This is a genomic window from Martinezella sp. CNPSo 3964, from assembly GCF_057784375.1.
The window spans coordinates 255,266-272,439 of the sequence record NZ_JBXSOW010000008.1 but is presented as its reverse complement, the minus strand read 5'-3'; the positions used below and the strand labels follow the sequence as shown (position 1 = coordinate 272,439).

The window sequence follows — 17,174 nt, the reverse complement described above, 5'->3', positions numbered from 1 at the left end:
TCGACCTTAGAACAGCGGGCTGGAATGCGTATCGCTGGCGTGCTTCGTTTTGCCGTCGTCATTGACGACTACGGCCTCACCCTCGCGAAGCCCGTCCTTGATTTCGACATTCACGCGGTTGCGTATGCCGACGTCGACGTGACGCGTTTCGATGCTGCCATTTTGGTTTGTCACGAATACCTGCGCCTCTCCGGGCTTGCCGGCAACTGGATGGAGCGCGGAGGCAGGGATCAGCAAGACGCCGGCCGCAGCAGCCTTTACAAAAAAGACCTGCGCACTCATCGACATCATCAGTTCGCCGTTGCGGTTGGGCACATCGAAAAGAGCATAGTAGAGCACGACGTTATTGTCCGTGCTCGGCATAGGCTGAATCTGGCGAAGCGTTCCGGGAAACCGTTTGCCGCTCTCGCCGATCAATGTGAAGTAGGCCTGCATTCCGAGCTTGAGCTTGCCGATGTCGGCTTCGGAGACTTGCGCTTTCACGACCATCGTCGACAGGTCTGCAACGGTGACAATGGTGGGCGTAGTCTGGTTCGCATTGAGGGTCTGCCCCTGTTTTGCGGGATTGGCGACGATGGTGCCCGAGATGGGCGCATAGATTTTCGTGTAGCCGAGATCGACCTTGTCGCTGTCAAGCGTTGCTTGCTGCTTACGAATCTGTGCCTCGATCGCGTCAACGTCGGCCTGTGCCGTGGCAAGATCCGCAACGGCCTGGTCCAGCGACGATTGCGCCATGCTTCTGGCCGCGACCAATGTGTGCTGCCGATCAATATTGGTTTGTTTCAGGGCGAGCTGCGCCTTCTTTGCGATGCGCTGGGCCTCGAGCATCGCGAGTTCGGCCTCGTCGATTTCGAGCTTGTGCTCTATGGGCGCCGGGTCGATTTCGGCAATGAGCTGGTTTTGTGCGACCATGTCGCCAATTTGGACGTAAAGCGTCTTCAACTGACCAGAGACCTGCGCGCCGACATCAACCGATTTGACCGCCTCCAATTTACCGACAGCGGTTACGCCGTTATCGATATCGCCGCGAATGACAGGTTGTGTCGCCTTCGCACTCGCGGCCGGCCCAGCGGAATATTGGTTCCAAAACCAATAGCCCGTGCCTGCGACAGCAAGCAGGGCGATCAACCACAACCAGCTACGGTTGCGTTTCCTGCTGGTCTTAACAGCGGGTATCGCATTCAGCGGGTAACGAGTCTCAGGCGAGAGGCCGCTTTGTTCGTCGCGGAGAGGGCTGTTTTTCGGAAGTGACATATCGCAGGAAACACTTGGAGAAAAGGATTGGCACAAGCCTTGCTCAAGGAATGGTCCGGATGTCCATCCTTGCCGTTCGTCCCCTCAGCTTAGCCGGAATCGATCGGGCGACGGCCCGGATGCAACGAAATGGCGGACAAGGCATTTGCCGCATTCTGCTCTCCAGGGATCGGTCGCAGTCGTGAGAGAGCGCCCCGATCGGGCGCTCTTTCGAAGTCCTTGTTCAGTTGATCCAGCCCTGGCCCGAGAAGCCGCAGGCGAATTCTTCGATCAAGCTGCGCCAGTACCATGCATCGGAGCAGGAATCCACCAGCGCCACTTGTACCGGCTCAGCGGACATGCGGGCTGCGGAAAGCTGCAATACGCCTTTCTGCGAGGGTACGGCAACGCCGGTCAGGCTGTTGTCGGCCGCATGCGGAATGCTGGCGATTGCCATGGCGGGCAGAGACGCAGATGCGAGTGCACAGCCCAAAACGATCGAGATGATTTTCTTACGCAAAGGAGGATCCTCCGTGTTGATGAAACAGCCGCTGATAGCAGCTAGCTATTGAATGTCGATGGGATGTGGAGCGGGGGCTTGCAATCTGCACTGATGTGCACTCTTTGTGGACCAACTTGCACCAATCGATGATCGGATCCTTCCTTATGGTCGGATGGCCCTCGCACGGGCGAGACTTCTTCTGGTCGAAGCGGACGATGTGATTTCCCTTTTGTATCCCGTGACCTCTTGCCGAGCACCGCCGAACGGCGGCACGGACATACCTTGTCGAGCGGATCAGCCAGCCTGTTCAAGGACCAATTGATCTCGATCTACCGAAACCTTTCGAGCCTCATGCCGTATGAGGTTCTCCATATCGTTCAATCGACGATGCAACTCGTAACCTTTCGCGTGGCGCGTGTTTCGAAGGTCAACTGAAAACATCTCACAAGCCACTCACAAGATTTTTATAAATTAGGTCAACCTAAATTTACGAGGGCTATTTTCTTCCCGTCGCCCATACCTATCTCGCACTTGCGAAATGATCGCGCATTCCAACCCGCCGGGCATGGGTATGCCCCCTGCCTGCCGTCCGGCCCATCACAAGGACTCGACAATGGGTGATTTGCTCAAGGGTATCTCCAGCTTTCGCGGTGCCGTCTTTCCTAACCATCAGGCACTTTATCGTAAGCTGGCGGAGGAGGGGCAGCAGCCGCAAGCGCTGATGATTTCCTGCGCCGACAGCCGGGTCATGCCCGAAACGATCACGCAATCTGGTCCCGGCGAACTCTTCGTCTGCCGCAATGCCGGAAATATCGTTCCCCCGTTTTCCACGGCGAACGGCGGCGTATCGTCGGCCATCGAATATGCCGTCATCGCGCTCGGCGTTCGGGATGTCATCGTCTGCGGGCATTCCGATTGCGGTGCGATGAAGGGACTTTGCCATCCCGATCTTTTGAAACCGATGCCGAATGTCGCCGCCTGGCTGAAACATAGCCATGCCGCCCATTCGATTGTTTGCGAGGCCTACCCCTCAGACCTATCCGAGCGTCAAAGAATACGCGCCATCGCGATGGAAAACGTCGTCGTCCAGCTCGATCACCTGCGCACGCATCCTTCCGTGGCGGCCAAGCTGGCGACCAACGACATTACTCTGCATGGCTGGTTCTTCGATATTCAGACGGGGGAGGTGCTCGTCTATGACGGTGCCGCGGCTCGTTTCACGGAAATCCATGAAGACAGGCCCTTGCCTGTCGGGGTCACCGGTCGTGGTCGTCCGCATGTGATCCCGCAAGCTGCGGAGTAGGCCGATGATTTCCAGCTCCGTTCTTTCGCGCGACTTCGCGTCGTCGCTCGTCGTGTTTCTGGTCGCCATACCGCTTTGCCTGGGGATTGCGGTGGCGTCGGGAGTTCCCGTGGCCATGGGCCTTATCTCCGGTATTGTCGGCGGCATCGTCGTTGGCCTTCTGGCCGGTTCTCCGCTTCAGGTCTCGGGTCCGGCGGCGGGCCTTGCCGTGATTGTATTCGGCTTCGTCGAGCAATATGGGATCGCCATGCTCGGCCCTGTCCTGATCGTCGCGGGATTTCTGCAGGTCGTTGCGGGGTTCTTGCGGATTGGCTCGTGGTTCCGGGCAATATCTCCTGCGGTCGTTCATGGCATGCTTGCAGGCATTGGCATCCTCATCATTCTTGGCCAGATCCATGTGCTGATGGGGGCAAGACCGGCCGCCGGCGGCATAGAGAACGTCACAGCCATGGAGCAGACACTTGCTCGTGTATGGGGTGCTGGGCTGACGCGGGAATCGGTTGCCCTTCTCGTGGGCTTGATTTCGCTGCTTGCCATGATTGCCTGGGAGAAGTTCAGGCCGAAGTCTCTGTTGCTGGTGCCTGGTGCTCTGGTGGGGGTGGCAGCCGGTACGATCTTGACAGCTGCGATGCAGCTGCCGATCGCAAGAGTGGAGGTGCCGTCGTCTCTCGTCGAAAGCATTTCGCTGCCGACGCTTGCAAACTTCTCCAGGATGGTCGAATCCGGCATCATTATGACGACACTGGTCATCGCGGTGATCGCCAGTGCGGAAACGCTGCTGTCGTCCGCCGCTGTTGATCGCATGCACGATGGCGTGCGGACCCGCTTCAACAAGGAACTGTTTGCCCAAGGCATCGGCAACGGGCTTTGCGGCCTGCTGGGTGCTCTACCGATCACAGGTGTCATCGTCAGATCGTCCGCCAATATTCAGGCCGGCGCACGCACCCGGGTGTCAGCCGTTCTACATGGTGTTTGGATCCTTGGGCTGGTGGCATTTTTACCGCAGTTGCTCGCAATGGTGCCGCTAACGGCGCTTGCCGCGGTGCTGCTCGTGACTGGATGGCGGCTGATCAGCCTCCATCACGTCCGGCACCTCTTCGACCATCACGGCTGGGTTCCCGTGGGAATCTGGACCGCGACGGTGGCGATGGTGGTGCTTCAGGATCTGCTTGTCGGCGTGGCGCTCGGCCTTGCGCTGTCCATACTGGAAATCCTTCCATATCTGCGTCGCAAACTTGCCATCGACAGGTTGGAAGATGGGGAAACCATCCATCTCGACCTCGTCGGCGTGGCGACATGCAAGGACGTTCCCACCCTGCTCAACATGCTGGAAACGCTTCCCGAGGGCCGTAAGATCAGGATCGCGGGCGCTCGCCTGCACTATCTGGATCATACGAGTGCCGAAACCCTGCGCGAATGGCTGAAACGACAGAAGAAATCAGGGCGCCGCGTGGAAATTGAGCATCCGCCAGCGGGACGTCATCGACGGCTGAAGCCGATCTTTGAACGTCTGTCGGAGGAAGTCGCCTGATTGGCGGATAACGTGTCAGGTATCTTGCGACGATGCCCTTGCCTCGCTCGTCGGGGCAAGGCGAGCAGAAGGAAGCGGAGAGCGAAGTCTCATTTTCGTTTCCATTGCTGTGGCCATACGAGATGCCGCACTGCGATCATGCCTTGTTGGCATTCAGTCTCTGTAGTTCCAGAAATAGAAAGCGCGTCTCAAGCAGATTGACGATACGCAAGACTGTTTCGACGGCGTCGAGCGGCTTTACGAGGAAGTCCTTGGCGCCCAACGAGAGCGCCCGCCTGCGGGTCTCGGTCGAAACATCCGCCGTAAGCACGATGACCGGTATGAAGGTTTGCGGGCCGGCGATGCGAGAGAAGGCTTCCAATAATTGGAAGCCGTCGACATGCGGCATCATGAGGTCCAGGAGAACGATGTCGGGCTGCAGGCTTCGAAACAGATCCCGTGCGTGGCGAGGATCGGATGTGGAGCTGATCTTGCCAAAGCCTTCGCGCTGCAAGAGGCGTGTCAGCAGGGCGATGTTGGCCGGTTCGTCATCGATGATCAGTATCTTCGCCTCGCTGGGGATGTCGATCGTCGTGCTCATTTGCATGCAAGGTCTTCCATTGTCCGTATGAGAAGGTGCAGGTCTAGGGGCTTGGTCAGATAGCCTGCAGCCCGAGCTGCCATGGCCTTCTGGCGGCTCGTATCCGTGGCATCGGCACTGATGATGATAACGGGGATTGCCTGCGTCCGTTGATCATTTTGCAATCGCTTAAGAACATCAAGGCCGCTGATGTCAGGAAGGTCGAGATCGAGAAGTATCAGATCGGGCCGATGCTGGACGGCAAGAGCAATACCCAATTCTCCGAGCATCGCCGGTATGACGCTGCATCCGAAGCTGCGCGCCATGACATTCTCGATCAGGTCAAGGCTTTGAGAGTTGTCCTCAATGCACAGGACCCTGGCAATTCCAACCCCTTTTGCATCCGTTGCCGTCATCTGCATCGGTTGGGTGTGCGCCATGTACTCATTACTCCCACCAGCAGGCAGATGGAGAGAAAAGATGCTCCCCTGACCCGAGGTCCGTAACAGCTCCAGCTCGCCACCCATTGCCGCCATCAGATGTTTGGACAAGGCGAGCCCCAATCCTGTGCCACTTGTTGCATTGCGATCTTTGCCGAGACGTTCGAAGGGCTGGAACAGACGCTTCATTTCGTCGGGAGAAATACCGCTTCCGGTATCACCGATATCGACCGCAAGCCGGCCGGACCGATCCCTTCGTGCAGCAACGATGACCTTGCCGCCAGCGTGATTGAACTTGATGGCGTTGGATAGAAGATTGAGGAGCACTTGCAGCAGCCGTCTCCGATCTGCATGCGTGTACGTCCCCACAAGCTGCGCATCGTCGAGATGCAGGCTGATGCTGCGTTCCTCCGCCAGCGGGCGGGCTAGCGCCAATGCTTCCTGCAAGGCTTCGGCCGCATCGATCGGCTCCAATACCAGATCCATCCGCCCGGCTTCGATCCTGGCGATATCGAGAACTTCATCGATCAGGCTCAACAGGTGCCGGCCGGCAGTCAGGATCTGCTTGACGGACGATTGGGTATCGGGATCGTGAAGGTCCATCTCGAGGATCTGGCCAAAACCCAGGATCGAGTTAAGAGGCGTGCGCAGCTCATGGCTCATGCGCGACAGAAATTCGCTTTTGGCTTGGCTTGCGCGCTCGGCCTCCCGCCGTGCCGAAAGCAGCGCTTCCTCCGCATTCTTTCGATCCGTCATGTCGCGGGTGATCTTGGAAAAGCCGCGCGACTTGCCTTGCTCGTCCCGAAGGGCGGTCACGACCACATTGGCCCAGAAGCGTGAGCCATCCTTGCGAATGCGCCAGCCTTCGTCCTCGACCCTGCCGTGGTCCTTGGCTTGCGAGAGCTCTTGCTGAGGATGGGTCCTGCGCGTTTCCTCGGGATAGAAGACCGAGAAATGCGTACCGATGACCTCGTCTGCCTCATAGCCGGTGATGCGTTCCGCTCCGCTGTTCCAGCTAACGACACGGCCAGCGTCATCAAGGCCGAAAATGCCGTAATCATGCACGCCGTCGACGAGGAGGCGGAAACGTTCCTCGCTTTCACGCAATTGACCTTCACGAGCCTTGAGCAGGCGCGCCGAATCTTCGAGTGCGGCCGCGAGCTCGCCGAGCTCATCGCGTGCCGTCGGGATGCGCTCAAGTTCCTGGCCGCCTGCAAGTTTGTGGGCGGCCTCTTTGAGCACCCCGACGCGTCGAACGATGCCGTTGGACATCAGCATGATGGCCGTAATGCCGCCTAGAAGTCCGAAGAGGGCGCCGAACAAGGTAATCCACTGCGAGCGGTCCCGGATGGCGTCGGCCTCGCCCGTGCGCACCGCCAGAAGCACATCTTCCCGCTCGCGCATCTCGTCGATCTTCGTTCGAAGCGTATCGAGCAGCACCTTGTTTTCTACAAGGGTTTTGCGAATGTCCTCCGTTGATGGCTGTCCAGCCTTGCCGGCTGTGTCACGGAGCGCGCTGAGACCCTTCAGCTTTTGAGTCACCAGCGGCTCCATCGCATCGAGCCGGGCAAGCTGCTCGCCGTCCCTGATCCTCGGCCGCATGGATGCAAAGACGCCGGGAAGCTCTAAGCGCGCCTTGTCGAACGGCGCAAGAAATGTCTCGTTGCCGGTGAGCAGATAACCGCGCACGCCGGAAGCCGCCTCGGCCAGAAGGGCGTGCAGCTCGAGAATATCGGATTGGATAGCGAGTGTAACCCGGACGTAATTTTCCGCTTTGCGGCTTTCGCGGTCCGCGAAAAAGACCGAAGTCAGTGCGATGAGAAAGCAGATCAACGGCACGGCAATGACGATCAATCCCTTGAAGGCGAGGGGTTGATCGAGAAAGCGCCTCGAAAGCGAGGTAAAGAGACGCCGGTGGATCATAGGCGCTCCCGATCGACCAGCCCGGCTCTCACGGCAACGACGGCTGCTTGCGTTCGATCGGTGACGCGAAGCTTATAGAGAATGCGCTCGACATGTACTTTGACCGTGCCCGGCGAAATCGCCAACGCCTTGGCAATTTCCTTGTTCGTTTCACCGGTCGTCAGACGCTCAAGGATCTCTCGCTCGCGCACGGTCAATTTCTCGATCGCACCTTCGTCGGTCGCCTCAGGCGAAACGCGACGCAATAAGCGGCGCATCAGCTCGATATTGAAAAAGGACTGCCCGGCGGCGACATTGCGGATCATCTGCAGCAGTTCGTCGCGCCTGATATCTTTGAGCGCATAGCCGCTTGCTCCGGCTTTGATGGCGGCTTCCAGATAGTCGACGCTGTCATGCATGGTCAGCATGATGACGCGGGTGTCGGGCGATTTGAGGCGTATCTCGGCAGCCGCCTCCAGCCCATCCATGCCGGCCATGCGTATATCGAGCAGGGCGATATCCGGCCGGATGACGTAGCAAAGCGAGACGGCCGTTTGGCCATCGGCGGCTTCGGCGATGACCTCAAGATCATCAGCCGTTGTCAGGATGGCCTTAAGGCCGGAGCGGGCAAGATCGTGATCGTCTGCGATCAATATTCGATGGCGCTTCAAGAGAGCTCTTTCATGGGGTTGGGAATGGGGGCTTGTGCGACGACGACAGTCCCCGTGCCAGGCGTTGAATGGATAGTCAGTGAGCCGCCGATCAACGCCATTCGTTCGCGCATGGCGGACAGGCCGACACCCCCTCCTTCCTGATCGTTGAAGGCGGGAGCAACGGCAATACCACGACCATTGTCGGTTACGGTGAGGCAAACGGACTGCGGACTTTCCAACGCGATCCGCAAATCGATCCTGCTGCATCCGGAGTGTTTGGTGGCATTGGCCAGTGCCTCCTGAGCGACCCTGTAAAACGTAACCTCCAGCGGACCGGCCAGCCGCCGCCCGTTCAGGTCCGACCGAAACTGAACATCCATATTGGCAATGCTGTCGAGCCGTGCCCGCAGCGCCGCCTCGAGCCCGAGATCGTCGAGCTCGGCAGGGCGAAGTGCTGCAATCGCGCCTCTCACATCCCGAATGGACGATCGAGCGATTTCGATGCCGCTTTCGATCGCCCGTCTTGCCGTGTCCGCATCATCCATTGCAACGCCGGCTGCTTCCAGGTGAAAAAGCAGGCTGACAAGCGACTGGGCGACGCCATCGTGCAGGTCATAGGCGATCCGGCGGCGTTCCTGTTCCTGTGCGCCGATCATGGCCTCCACCAGGCGGGCCAGTTCACGCTCCCGTGCCTGAAGATTAATCGTCAGTTGCTCGCGGACGGCGTGCTGACGCTCGGCCGCCAAGGAACCGGCAAGCTGATCCGTGACGATCTGGATCGTCTTGCGATCGTCCTCGTGAATGGGAAAAGCGGACCGCGACAAGGCCAGTTCCAACTGTTCTATGCCCATCCATGCCGCGCCGATGAATCGCATCTCGACGGTATCGGCAGTTGGTGGGCTTGACCCTGCACCGTATTGCCAATTTTCCCCGGTCTGCGAATGGATCGAAGCCCTGTTCGCACCGGCAAAGCCCGCAATCGCGGATAGGACCTCGTGCACGGAGGTTTTCCATGGCGAACGGTCGAGCATGGAGCGGACGTCGACGATCAACCTCAGGCGGGCGGCCTTGGCTTCGGCATCTCTGTAAAGCCGCCGCAATTCGCGAATGGGGGATGCCATTGCACCCTCGTTTGCCTCTTCCATCTGCTTGCCGATCCTTCGAACGTCCTGATAGCCCTAGATAGTATGCCTATCCGTCACGGTGCATAGGCCATTCGGCATATTCGATTGGCGCCATCCAGCAGACGCGACACGGGAGGCGGCAGACCATCTCTTGGAAGCCGGCGCAAGTGCTGCCGGAAGACAAGACCCAAGATGGAGACTGAAATGATAAGACACATGCTTGCCGCTTCCGTGATCGCTCTGATGGCGACCCCGGTTCTCGCAAGCGAATGCGCGCCGATCACCAAGCCCCAGGTGGAGCAGCTGTTCGACCGCTGGAATGCTTCGCTCGCAACGCTCAACCCCGACAAGGTGATCGAGAACTATGCCCCGGACGCGGTGTTGCTGCCAACCGTTTCGAACAAGCCGCGCCTGACGCAGGAGGAGCGAAGGGACTACTTCGTCGAATTCCTGAAAAAGCATCCGCAGGGCAAGATCGATAGCCGCACGATCAAGATCGGCTGCAACAAGGCGACCGACACCGGAACCTACACCTTCACCTTGAAGGACGGCTCCAAGGTGCCCGCACGTTACACCTTCACCTACGAGTTCAAGGACGGCAAGTGGCTGATCTCGACGCACCATTCGTCTGCCATGCCGGAAAAGCACGCAAGCTGATTAGCCACGAGGGAAGCGCCGGATTGTCCGGCGCTTCCTGTGCAGGCATAAGTTGTTAATCTCGCAAGCACGTTAAAGCCGTTTCCTGTTCTCGGTGACCGCTACATCTGTCCGAGTTCGTGGCTAACGGCGTTCCGTGAAATCCAAAATTCAATTGCAGATGCATTGGCAGCGGGAAGCAGGAATTGAATTGATTTGCCCCCCGGACGAGGGAATCTGGTTCGAGATTGCGGAATATCAATTGTTACAGAGGTTTACGCAATTTCGAGAATGGGGGCGATGGTTCGGCACCTTTCAAGAGCTTCCGGTTCGGGGTACTCTTCGTCGACAATTGCGTCTGGTGGAATAACCTATGCCGATGGCACCGGTTCTGGCGATCAGACCTTGGCGAACGAGGTTCATTGCCTTGGACAGAAGTCGCATATCGTGTTTCCTCTTAGATAGCCGAGCTGTGGGAAAGAACGAAATGGCGCCAGCCACCGAATTCGGTGATGTCTCGTGCGCCTACGACCGCATGGGCCTCGCATAAGAATCCGGTGATGCAATCGCCATCATCGAGCATGATCTTGCCAACGCCCAGCGGTGCCGGAATTTTTTGGACGAAACGTGCAAACGCCTCGGCTGGCAAAGCCCAAACCTCGACTTCCACGCCGGCGCCGGAAAAATGTGGTTCTCGGACCAGCCCAGGCTTGGGCGGCACGGTGTCTGGGAGTGCGAACAGGCGATAGCTGTTGTCGGTTCGGCAGGTCTTTAGTTTATATCCTCCAACACGGGTTAGTTCATGATTGAGCGGCATATCGGTCAGATGTGCGCCGACGACAACGATTGGGAGCATATCGTCCGGGACGGGCTCGACGCGGCTTGCCTCGGGCAGGGTGGCGGTGCGGTCCTTGCCCATTCCGGCGCCGAGTGTCCGATGCATGGCATCGGCAAAGGGTGCGAGCGCATCATCGGTGAAGGCAGGTCCGACGAACATCACACCGGCGGGCAGATGCCCCTTGGCATCGAAGCCCGCGGGAACGGCGATTGCCGCGCAATCAAGCAGATTGGCGAAATTGGTATAGCGGCCGAAATGGCTGTTCCTGACGATCGGATCGGCCTGCATCTCCTCGACCGTATAGGTCGTGGGCGATGTCGGCAGCATCAGGAAGTCGACCTTCTGCCATTCCGCCTTCGTCTTTTGCCGCAATGCCTCCAGCCTGTATTTGCCCTCGAAGGCGGCGACCGCGTCGTAGCCCCTTGCCCCTTCGATGATGGTTCTGACCGTCGGATCGAAATCGCCGGCGTTGGTGGCGAGGAAATCCTTGACCGCCGCCAGGCGCTCGGCGACCCAGGGGCCGCTGTAGAGAAGTTCGGCTGCTTGTCGGAAAGGGGCGTAGTCGAAGGGCACGATCTCGGCGCCGAGCGATCTCGCCCTGTCGATAGCCGCATCGTAGAGGGCCTCGACTTGGCCGTTGCCGTAGAACTCACGCTCGGCTCCTTCGAGCACGCCGACGCGCGGGCGTGTTGCCGGCAGGGCCGCCGGTGTTGCTGCCCGCGAGAAGGGATCGCGCCCGTCATAGCCTTCCATGATCCGGCGAATGGTGATGCCATCACCGACGGTCGCGGCGAAAACCGTGACGACGTCGACGCTGCGGCAGGCCGGCACCACGCCGACATTGGGAACGAGCCCCGGTGTCGGCTTGATGCCGACGAGATTGTTGAAGGCAGCCGGTACCCGGCCGGAGCCCGCCGTATCGGTCCCGAGCGAGAAACTGGCAAGACCAGCGGCCACGGCGACCGCCGAACCGGAACTGGAGCCGCCGGAGACATAGGCGCGATCGAAAACCGAGCGGGGCGCGCCATGGGGCGAACGCGTGCCGTTGAGGCCGGTTGCGAACTGGTCGAGATTGGTCTTGCCGATGACGATGGCGCCGGCTGCCCTGAGGCGCGCGATCACCGTCGCATCCACCTCGGGATGATAGGCAAAGGCCGGGCAGGCCGCTGTCGTCGGCAGGCCGGCAACGTCGATATTGTCCTTGACCGCAAAGGGAATGCCCCAGAGCGGCAGGCTGTTGGGTTCGGGTGCCTTCGCCAGCAAGTCCCGGGCTGCCTGTCGCAGGGCCTCTGGAGATGTCAGGGTGATGAATACAGCCGGATCGTCGGATGCCTTGCATCGTTCGATAATCTCCTCCACCAGGTCGAGCGGCGAGAGACCTGCTTTGTAGGCGTTTCGCACCGAAGTGAGATCGAGAATGGTGGGCAGCATCAGATTTCCTCCAGAATGACGAGCACGTCGCCGGCCTTGACGTTGCGCCCCGGTGCGGCGCGCAGATCGCGGACGCGGCCCGCGGCATGGGCAGTGACGTTGATTTCCATTTTCATCGACTCGATGATGGCCAAAGTATCGCCGGCTGCAACCGGCTGGCCTTCCTCGACGAGTATTTTCCAGACATTGCCGGGGACCGCGCTTTCGATGCCGAAGCAGCCTTCCGGCACATCTCCGGCAAGAGCGGGACCTGATCCCTCGTCAACCGAGAAGCTGTCGAGCCCCAGCTCCTTCCAGCGCCGTCGTTCTTCCTCGAAGGCGCTTTGCTGCCTCGACTTGAAGGTATGGATCGCCGCCGCCTCGCGTGTGAGGCTGGCCTCGTAGGCGGCATAGGAGAATTCCGTCTCCTCGATCCTGATCGGATAGCCACCATGCGGGAAGGCCGCACGCGCTTCATTCAGCTCCTCGTGGCTGACGGGGAAGAAGCGGATCTGGTCGAAGAAGTTGAGAAGCCACGGCTTATTCCTGGCGAAGGCCGGCGTCTGCCGCCAGCTGTTCCACACCTGGATCGTCCGGCCAAAAAGCTGGTAGCCGCCGGGTCCTTCCATGCCGTAGATGCACATATAGGCGCCGCCGATGCCGACGGCGTTTTCCGGTGTCCAGGTGCGTGCAGGATTGTATTTCGTCGTCACCAGCCGGTGCCGCGGATCGATCGGCGTTGCAACGGGTGCACCGAGATAGACATCGCCAAGGCCGAGCACCAGATAGCTGGCGTCAAAGACGATGTCGCGTACCGCCTGCTCGTCGGGCAGGCCGTTGATGCGGCGGATGAACTCGATGTTGGAAGGGCACCATGGCGCATTCGGGCGCACGAGCTCCTGATATTTGCGCATGGCAAGTTCGGCCTGCGGATCGTTCCAGGAGAGCGGCAGATGCACGATCCGGCTTGGGACCTTCACCTGATCCGCCGTCGGCAGGTCCGCCTCGATCTCGCTCAGGAGGCCAAGGAGGCGTTTGCGCGTCAGTGTCGTCCCGTCATAGTGGATCTGCAGCGAGCGGATGCCTGGCGTCAAATCTATGATGCCGGGCAGGCGTGCGTCGACGATCGCCTGCGTCAGCAGATGCACGCGCAGACGAAGCGCGATGTCGAGCGTCATCGGCCCATATTCGATCAGCAGGTTGTCATCGCCCTGCCGGCGATAGACGACAGGCACCGGTCCGTCCCGGCTCTCGCCGATGATCGCCGTTCCGGTCTCTTCGGGCGCGCGGCGAACCGTCGGGCCGGCGATGGCGTCCTCGCGGCGTGCCACCGGGTGAAAGCGGATTTTGTCGCCCGGCTTGAACTGGCCCATCTTCCATTGTTCGTCGCGCGCAATGACGGCCGGGCAGACGAAACCGCCGAGGCTCGGTCCGTCGGGACCCAGAATGATCGGCATGTCGCCCGTGAAATCGATCGCGCCGATCGCATAGGCATTGTCGTGAAGGTTGGAGGGGTGAAGGCCGGCCTCGCCGCCGTCGCTGCGTGCCCATTTGGGTGTAGGCCCGATCAGGCGCACACCGGTGCGGGCGCTGTTGAAATGCACCTCATAATCCGTCGAAAACAGGGTCTCGATATCGTCATCCAGAAAGAAGTCCGGCGCGCCATGCGGCCCGTAGACGACGCCGACCTCCCAGCTCCGGGTGAGGGCTGCGGGCATCGCCGCTGGTTTGATATGAAGTTGGGGGGTGCGCGCCAGCCGCAGCACATGCCCGGTCTGGAGCGTGCCGGTGGCGTGGCCTCCGAACTGGCCGAGGCCGAAGGTCGCCCTGGAGCCGAGCATGAGCGGCGCGGCAAAGCCGCCCGCTACCGCGAGATAGGAGCGTTGGCCCGGGCCGTCTATGGCGCCAATGGCAAGCGTCTGCCCTGCCTTGGCGATGACGGCCTCATCATGAGGTAATGGAACGCCATCGAGGGTCATCGGCATGCGAGCGCCCGCAAGCGCGATCGTCACGTCGCAGAAGATCTTGAGCACCGGCCCCGAGACGGTCAGCTCAAGGGCCGCGGTCTCGTCGGCGTTGCCGACCAGTCTGTTTGCGTGGCGGAACGAGCGCTCGTCCATCGGGCCGCTCGGCGGCACGCCGACATGCCAGAGCCCCAGCCTGCCGGGGAGTTCCTGGATGCTCGACTGCGCGCCGGGCGCCACCACCTCGATCACATCGGGCACGAAGGGAAAATCCTTGAGCGCCGTCGTCGCCACTTTGCCGCTGGCGAGCAGATCCGATCCGGCGATCGCCTTCAGATAGTCGAGATTGGTTTCGATGCCGCAGATGGAGCTTTGCGAAAGTGCGGTTTTGAGTTTCTCGATCGCCGCCGGCCGGTCCTCGGCAGCGACGATCACCTTGGCGAGCATCGGGTCGTAGAAGGGCGTGACTTCCGTGCCCGTCTCGATCCAGCCGTCGACGCGCGTGTCTTGCGGGAAGGTCACTTCGGTCAAAAGGCCGGCGCTCGGCCGGAAGCCCGCATGCGGCATTTCGGCATAGATGCGCGCCTCGATCGCCGCACCCTTCGGAACAAGCCGGTCATTGCCTGATATCACCTCTTCGCCGGCGGCCTGGCGGATCATCCATTCGACGAGATCGATGCCGTAGACGGCCTCGGTGACCGGATGCTCGACCTGAAGCCTCGTATTGACCTCGAGAAAGTAGAATTCCTCGCGTGCCGGATCATAGATGAATTCGACCGTGCCGGCCGAGCGATAGTGCGCGGAGGTGCCGAGCGCGACCGCCGCACCATGCAGGCGTTCGCGCACGGAGGGCGAGAGGCCTGGCGCGGGTGTCTCCTCGATCACTTTCTGGTTCCGGCGCTGCAGCGAGCAGTCGCGCTCGCCAAGCGCGATCACGCGGCCCTTGCCGTCGCCGAAGATCTGCACCTCGACGTGCCGGGCATTGGAAACGAAGCGTTCCAGATAGACACGGGCATCGCCGAAGCTCGCCCTGGCGGTGCGCTGCACGCTGTCGAAGGCAGCCTTCAGGCTGCCGGCATCGTCGCAGAGCTGCATGCCGATACCGCCGCCGCCGGCCGTCGACTTCAGCATGACCGGGTAGCCGATCTCCGCCGCGGCAGCGAGGGCCGCCTCGCTGGTTTCGACGAGGCCGCTGCCGGGAAGCAGCGGAACCCCGCTGCTACGCGCCAGTTCTCGCGCCGTGTGCTTCAGCCCGAAGGCGGCGATATTGTCGGGCGTCGGCCCGATGAAGGCGATGCCTTCCCCTGCCAGTCGTTCGGCAAAACCGATATTTTCCGAAAGGAAGCCGTAGCCGGGATGTACGGCCTCGGCGCCCGTTGCCTTGCAGGCGGCAATGACGGCATCGATATCGAGATAGCTTTCGAGAGCCGGCGCCGGGCCGAGCCTGACGGCTTCGTCGGCGATCAGGGAGGCCTTGGAGAAGCGGTCCGCATCGGAGTAAACCGCGACCGAGGCAATGCCCATGCGTTGCAGGGTCCCGATGATCCGCACCGCGATCTCGCCGCGATTGGCGATCAATATTTTCTTGAACATCTCAAGCCTCGCCGTCCCATACGAGTACGCGGATCGGCGTCGGGTCGAAGCCGTTGCAGGGATTGTTGATCTGCGGGCAATTCGAGATGACCAGGAGCACGTCCATCTCGGCCCTCAGTTCGACATAGTCGCCGGGAGCGGAGATGCCATCGACGATCGTCATTTCGCCTGTGGGTTCGATCGGCACGTTCATGAAGAAATTGATGTTGGGTACGACGTCGCGCTTGCCCATCCCGTGCCTGGAGACTTCGAGCACGAAATTGTCGCGGCAGGCGTGAAGATATTTCGTGCCATGGCCGAAGCGCACGGTGTTGCTTTCGCAGGAGCAGGCGCCGGCCGAGGTGTCATGACGGCCGCAGCTGTCGGCGGTCATGGTCAGCATGACGCGCCCCTCGTTGGAGATGATGCGAGTGCCCGTGGTGATGTAGGCGGCACCCTGTTCGCGCATCGTGTCCTGGTTGGAATAGCGCTCGGAATAATCCCCGGCATTGTAGAACAGCGTGTCGATCGCCTGCTGGCCGTAGCTGTCCTCGATGCGCAGCGTCTGGCCTTTGCGCACGATGGTCGAAAACGGCGCCTCGGCGGCGATGAAATGATCCTGCACCGCCTTGTCGAGTGTGCGGGAAGGCGCGGTCTGGATGAAATCGCTCATGATCTTCTCCCGGCTCAAAGATTGGCGAAGGCGTTGTTCTCGAAGCCGCGCACGGCTTCGGCGGTGGCAGTCCGGCAGAGATCGTCGGACGCGACGGGCCGGGCAGCCAGGCGGCTGATGACAACAGGCTTCGGCGCATAATGCGGGCTTGGATCGAGTGGGTGCGGGCAATTGGAAAAGCCGACGATCATGTCCATCTCGGCGCGAAGGTGGACATAGTCGCCATCATGCGAGAGTTCCGGCTTCCATGCGAACTTGCCGTCCGCATCGACGCGGACGGGTGCGAAAAGCGCAAGGGCTGCGGGAATGTCGCGCCGATCCAACCCGGCCTTGGTCGCAAGCAGGATGAAATTATCGCGGCTGTTGCGCTTGCCTTCGCCAAATTTGGCGAGGGTAGAGGCGGCGGTGGAGCCTCCCATCAGGCAATCATGGGCGCCTGAGGAATCCTCGGTCACCGAGAACATGACGCGCCCCATGTCGGAAAAGATCACCCGGCCCTTCGACAGCGCCGTCGTCCATTGCATCTTGACGGTATCGACGAGGTTCAGCCGCTCGCTTTTATCCGCTTCGTTCCAGGCAATCAGCGATACGGTGGAAAAACCCTGCTCCTGCGCGATACGCAAGGTCTCGCCCGTCTTGATAGGTGTCGACCAGTACCAGCCGCCGGGCAGGATTTCCCGGTGGACGACAAGGGTGGGGTCGACGGACGGGGCTGGAAGCGGACTTGGCGCCGGCAATGCCTTGGGCGCGAATTTGAGCCCCTTCCTCTGATGATCTTCATATCGCGCGCGATTGGCGGCGATTTCTTCCGGCGAACGTCTGACGTGCTGCATG

The 17,174-nt window shown here is 60.5% G+C and carries 13 protein-coding genes; 3 read left to right on the top strand and 10 right to left on the bottom strand.

The window, feature by feature from the left end:
- Positions 1-6 precede the first annotated feature (6 nt).
- Positions 7-1,254: an efflux RND transporter periplasmic adaptor subunit gene (locus tag AC13Q5_RS24380; protein ID WP_488503528.1), complete on the bottom strand. Its 1,248-nt coding sequence runs from the start codon at positions 1,252-1,254 to the stop codon at positions 7-9.
- Positions 1,255-1,477: 223 nt separating this feature from the next.
- Entirely contained in the window at positions 1,478-1,753 is a 276-nt protein-coding gene (locus AC13Q5_RS24375) for a hypothetical protein (protein ID WP_457882001.1), read from the bottom strand.
- Positions 1,754-2,348: 595 nt separating this feature from the next.
- On the opposite strand from AC13Q5_RS24375, the gene AC13Q5_RS24370 reads away from it, so the two are divergent.
- Together AC13Q5_RS24370 and AC13Q5_RS24365 are read left to right on the top strand one after the other, a co-directional pair.
- On the top strand, positions 2,349-3,038 hold the full coding sequence (locus AC13Q5_RS24370; RefSeq protein ID WP_457882000.1) for a carbonic anhydrase: 690 nt from the start codon (positions 2,349-2,351) through the stop codon (positions 3,036-3,038).
- A gap of 4 nt (positions 3,039-3,042) precedes the next feature.
- Positions 3,043-4,569, top strand: a complete 1,527-nt coding sequence (locus AC13Q5_RS24365; protein ID WP_488503441.1) for a SulP family inorganic anion transporter — start codon at positions 3,043-3,045, stop codon at positions 4,567-4,569.
- A 136-nt stretch (positions 4,570-4,705) separates the two neighbouring features.
- Here the strand turns inward: AC13Q5_RS24365 and AC13Q5_RS24360 are convergent, their stop codons facing one another.
- Genes AC13Q5_RS24360 through AC13Q5_RS24345 form a run of 4 tightly spaced genes read right to left on the bottom strand, consistent with a single transcriptional unit; the run spans position 4,706 to position 9,244 of the window.
- Complete coding sequence (locus AC13Q5_RS24360) at positions 4,706-5,155, bottom strand: response regulator (RefSeq protein ID WP_488503440.1); 450 nt, start codon at positions 5,153-5,155, stop codon at positions 4,706-4,708.
- Positions 5,146-7,491, bottom strand: a complete 2,346-nt coding sequence (locus tag AC13Q5_RS24355; protein ID WP_488503439.1) for a PAS domain S-box protein — start codon at positions 7,489-7,491, stop codon at positions 5,146-5,148. Before AC13Q5_RS24355 ends, AC13Q5_RS24360 begins: the two co-directional genes overlap by 10 nt.
- Complete coding sequence (locus AC13Q5_RS24350) at positions 7,488-8,141, bottom strand: response regulator (RefSeq protein ID WP_488503438.1); 654 nt, start codon at positions 8,139-8,141, stop codon at positions 7,488-7,490. The genes AC13Q5_RS24355 and AC13Q5_RS24350 overlap by 4 nt, the downstream gene beginning before the upstream one ends.
- Positions 8,138-9,244, bottom strand: a complete 1,107-nt coding sequence (locus AC13Q5_RS24345) for a sensor histidine kinase (protein WP_488503437.1) — start codon at positions 9,242-9,244, stop codon at positions 8,138-8,140. The genes AC13Q5_RS24350 and AC13Q5_RS24345 overlap by 4 nt, the downstream gene beginning before the upstream one ends.
- 219 nt (positions 9,245-9,463) lie before the next feature.
- Between AC13Q5_RS24345 and AC13Q5_RS24340 the strand changes: the two genes are divergently transcribed.
- A complete protein-coding gene (locus AC13Q5_RS24340; protein ID WP_457882087.1) occupies positions 9,464-9,904 on the top strand; it encodes an SgcJ/EcaC family oxidoreductase in 441 nt (146 codons plus the stop codon).
- A gap of 436 nt (positions 9,905-10,340) precedes the next feature.
- On the opposite strand, the gene atzF is transcribed toward AC13Q5_RS24340, so the two are convergent.
- Genes atzF through AC13Q5_RS24320 form a run of 4 tightly spaced genes read right to left on the bottom strand, consistent with a single transcriptional unit; the run spans position 10,341 to position 17,173 of the window.
- Positions 10,341-12,152: an allophanate hydrolase gene (gene atzF / locus AC13Q5_RS24335; RefSeq protein ID WP_488503436.1), complete on the bottom strand. Its 1,812-nt coding sequence runs from the start codon at positions 12,150-12,152 to the stop codon at positions 10,341-10,343.
- Positions 12,152-15,688, bottom strand: coding sequence for an urea carboxylase (gene uca, locus AC13Q5_RS24330; protein WP_488503435.1), 3,537 nt, complete (start codon positions 15,686-15,688; stop codon positions 12,152-12,154). Before uca ends, atzF begins: the two co-directional genes overlap by 1 nt.
- A gap of 1 nt (position 15,689) precedes the next feature.
- A complete protein-coding gene (locus tag AC13Q5_RS24325) occupies positions 15,690-16,340 on the bottom strand; it encodes an urea amidolyase associated protein UAAP2 (protein WP_488503434.1) in 651 nt (216 codons plus the stop codon).
- 14 nt (positions 16,341-16,354) lie between these two features.
- The gene (locus AC13Q5_RS24320; RefSeq protein WP_488503433.1) at positions 16,355-17,173 is read right to left on the bottom strand and encodes an urea amidolyase associated protein UAAP1; all 819 of its coding nucleotides are present in this window, start codon (positions 17,171-17,173) and stop codon (positions 16,355-16,357) included.
- Between the last annotated feature and the right edge of the window lies 1 nt (position 17,174).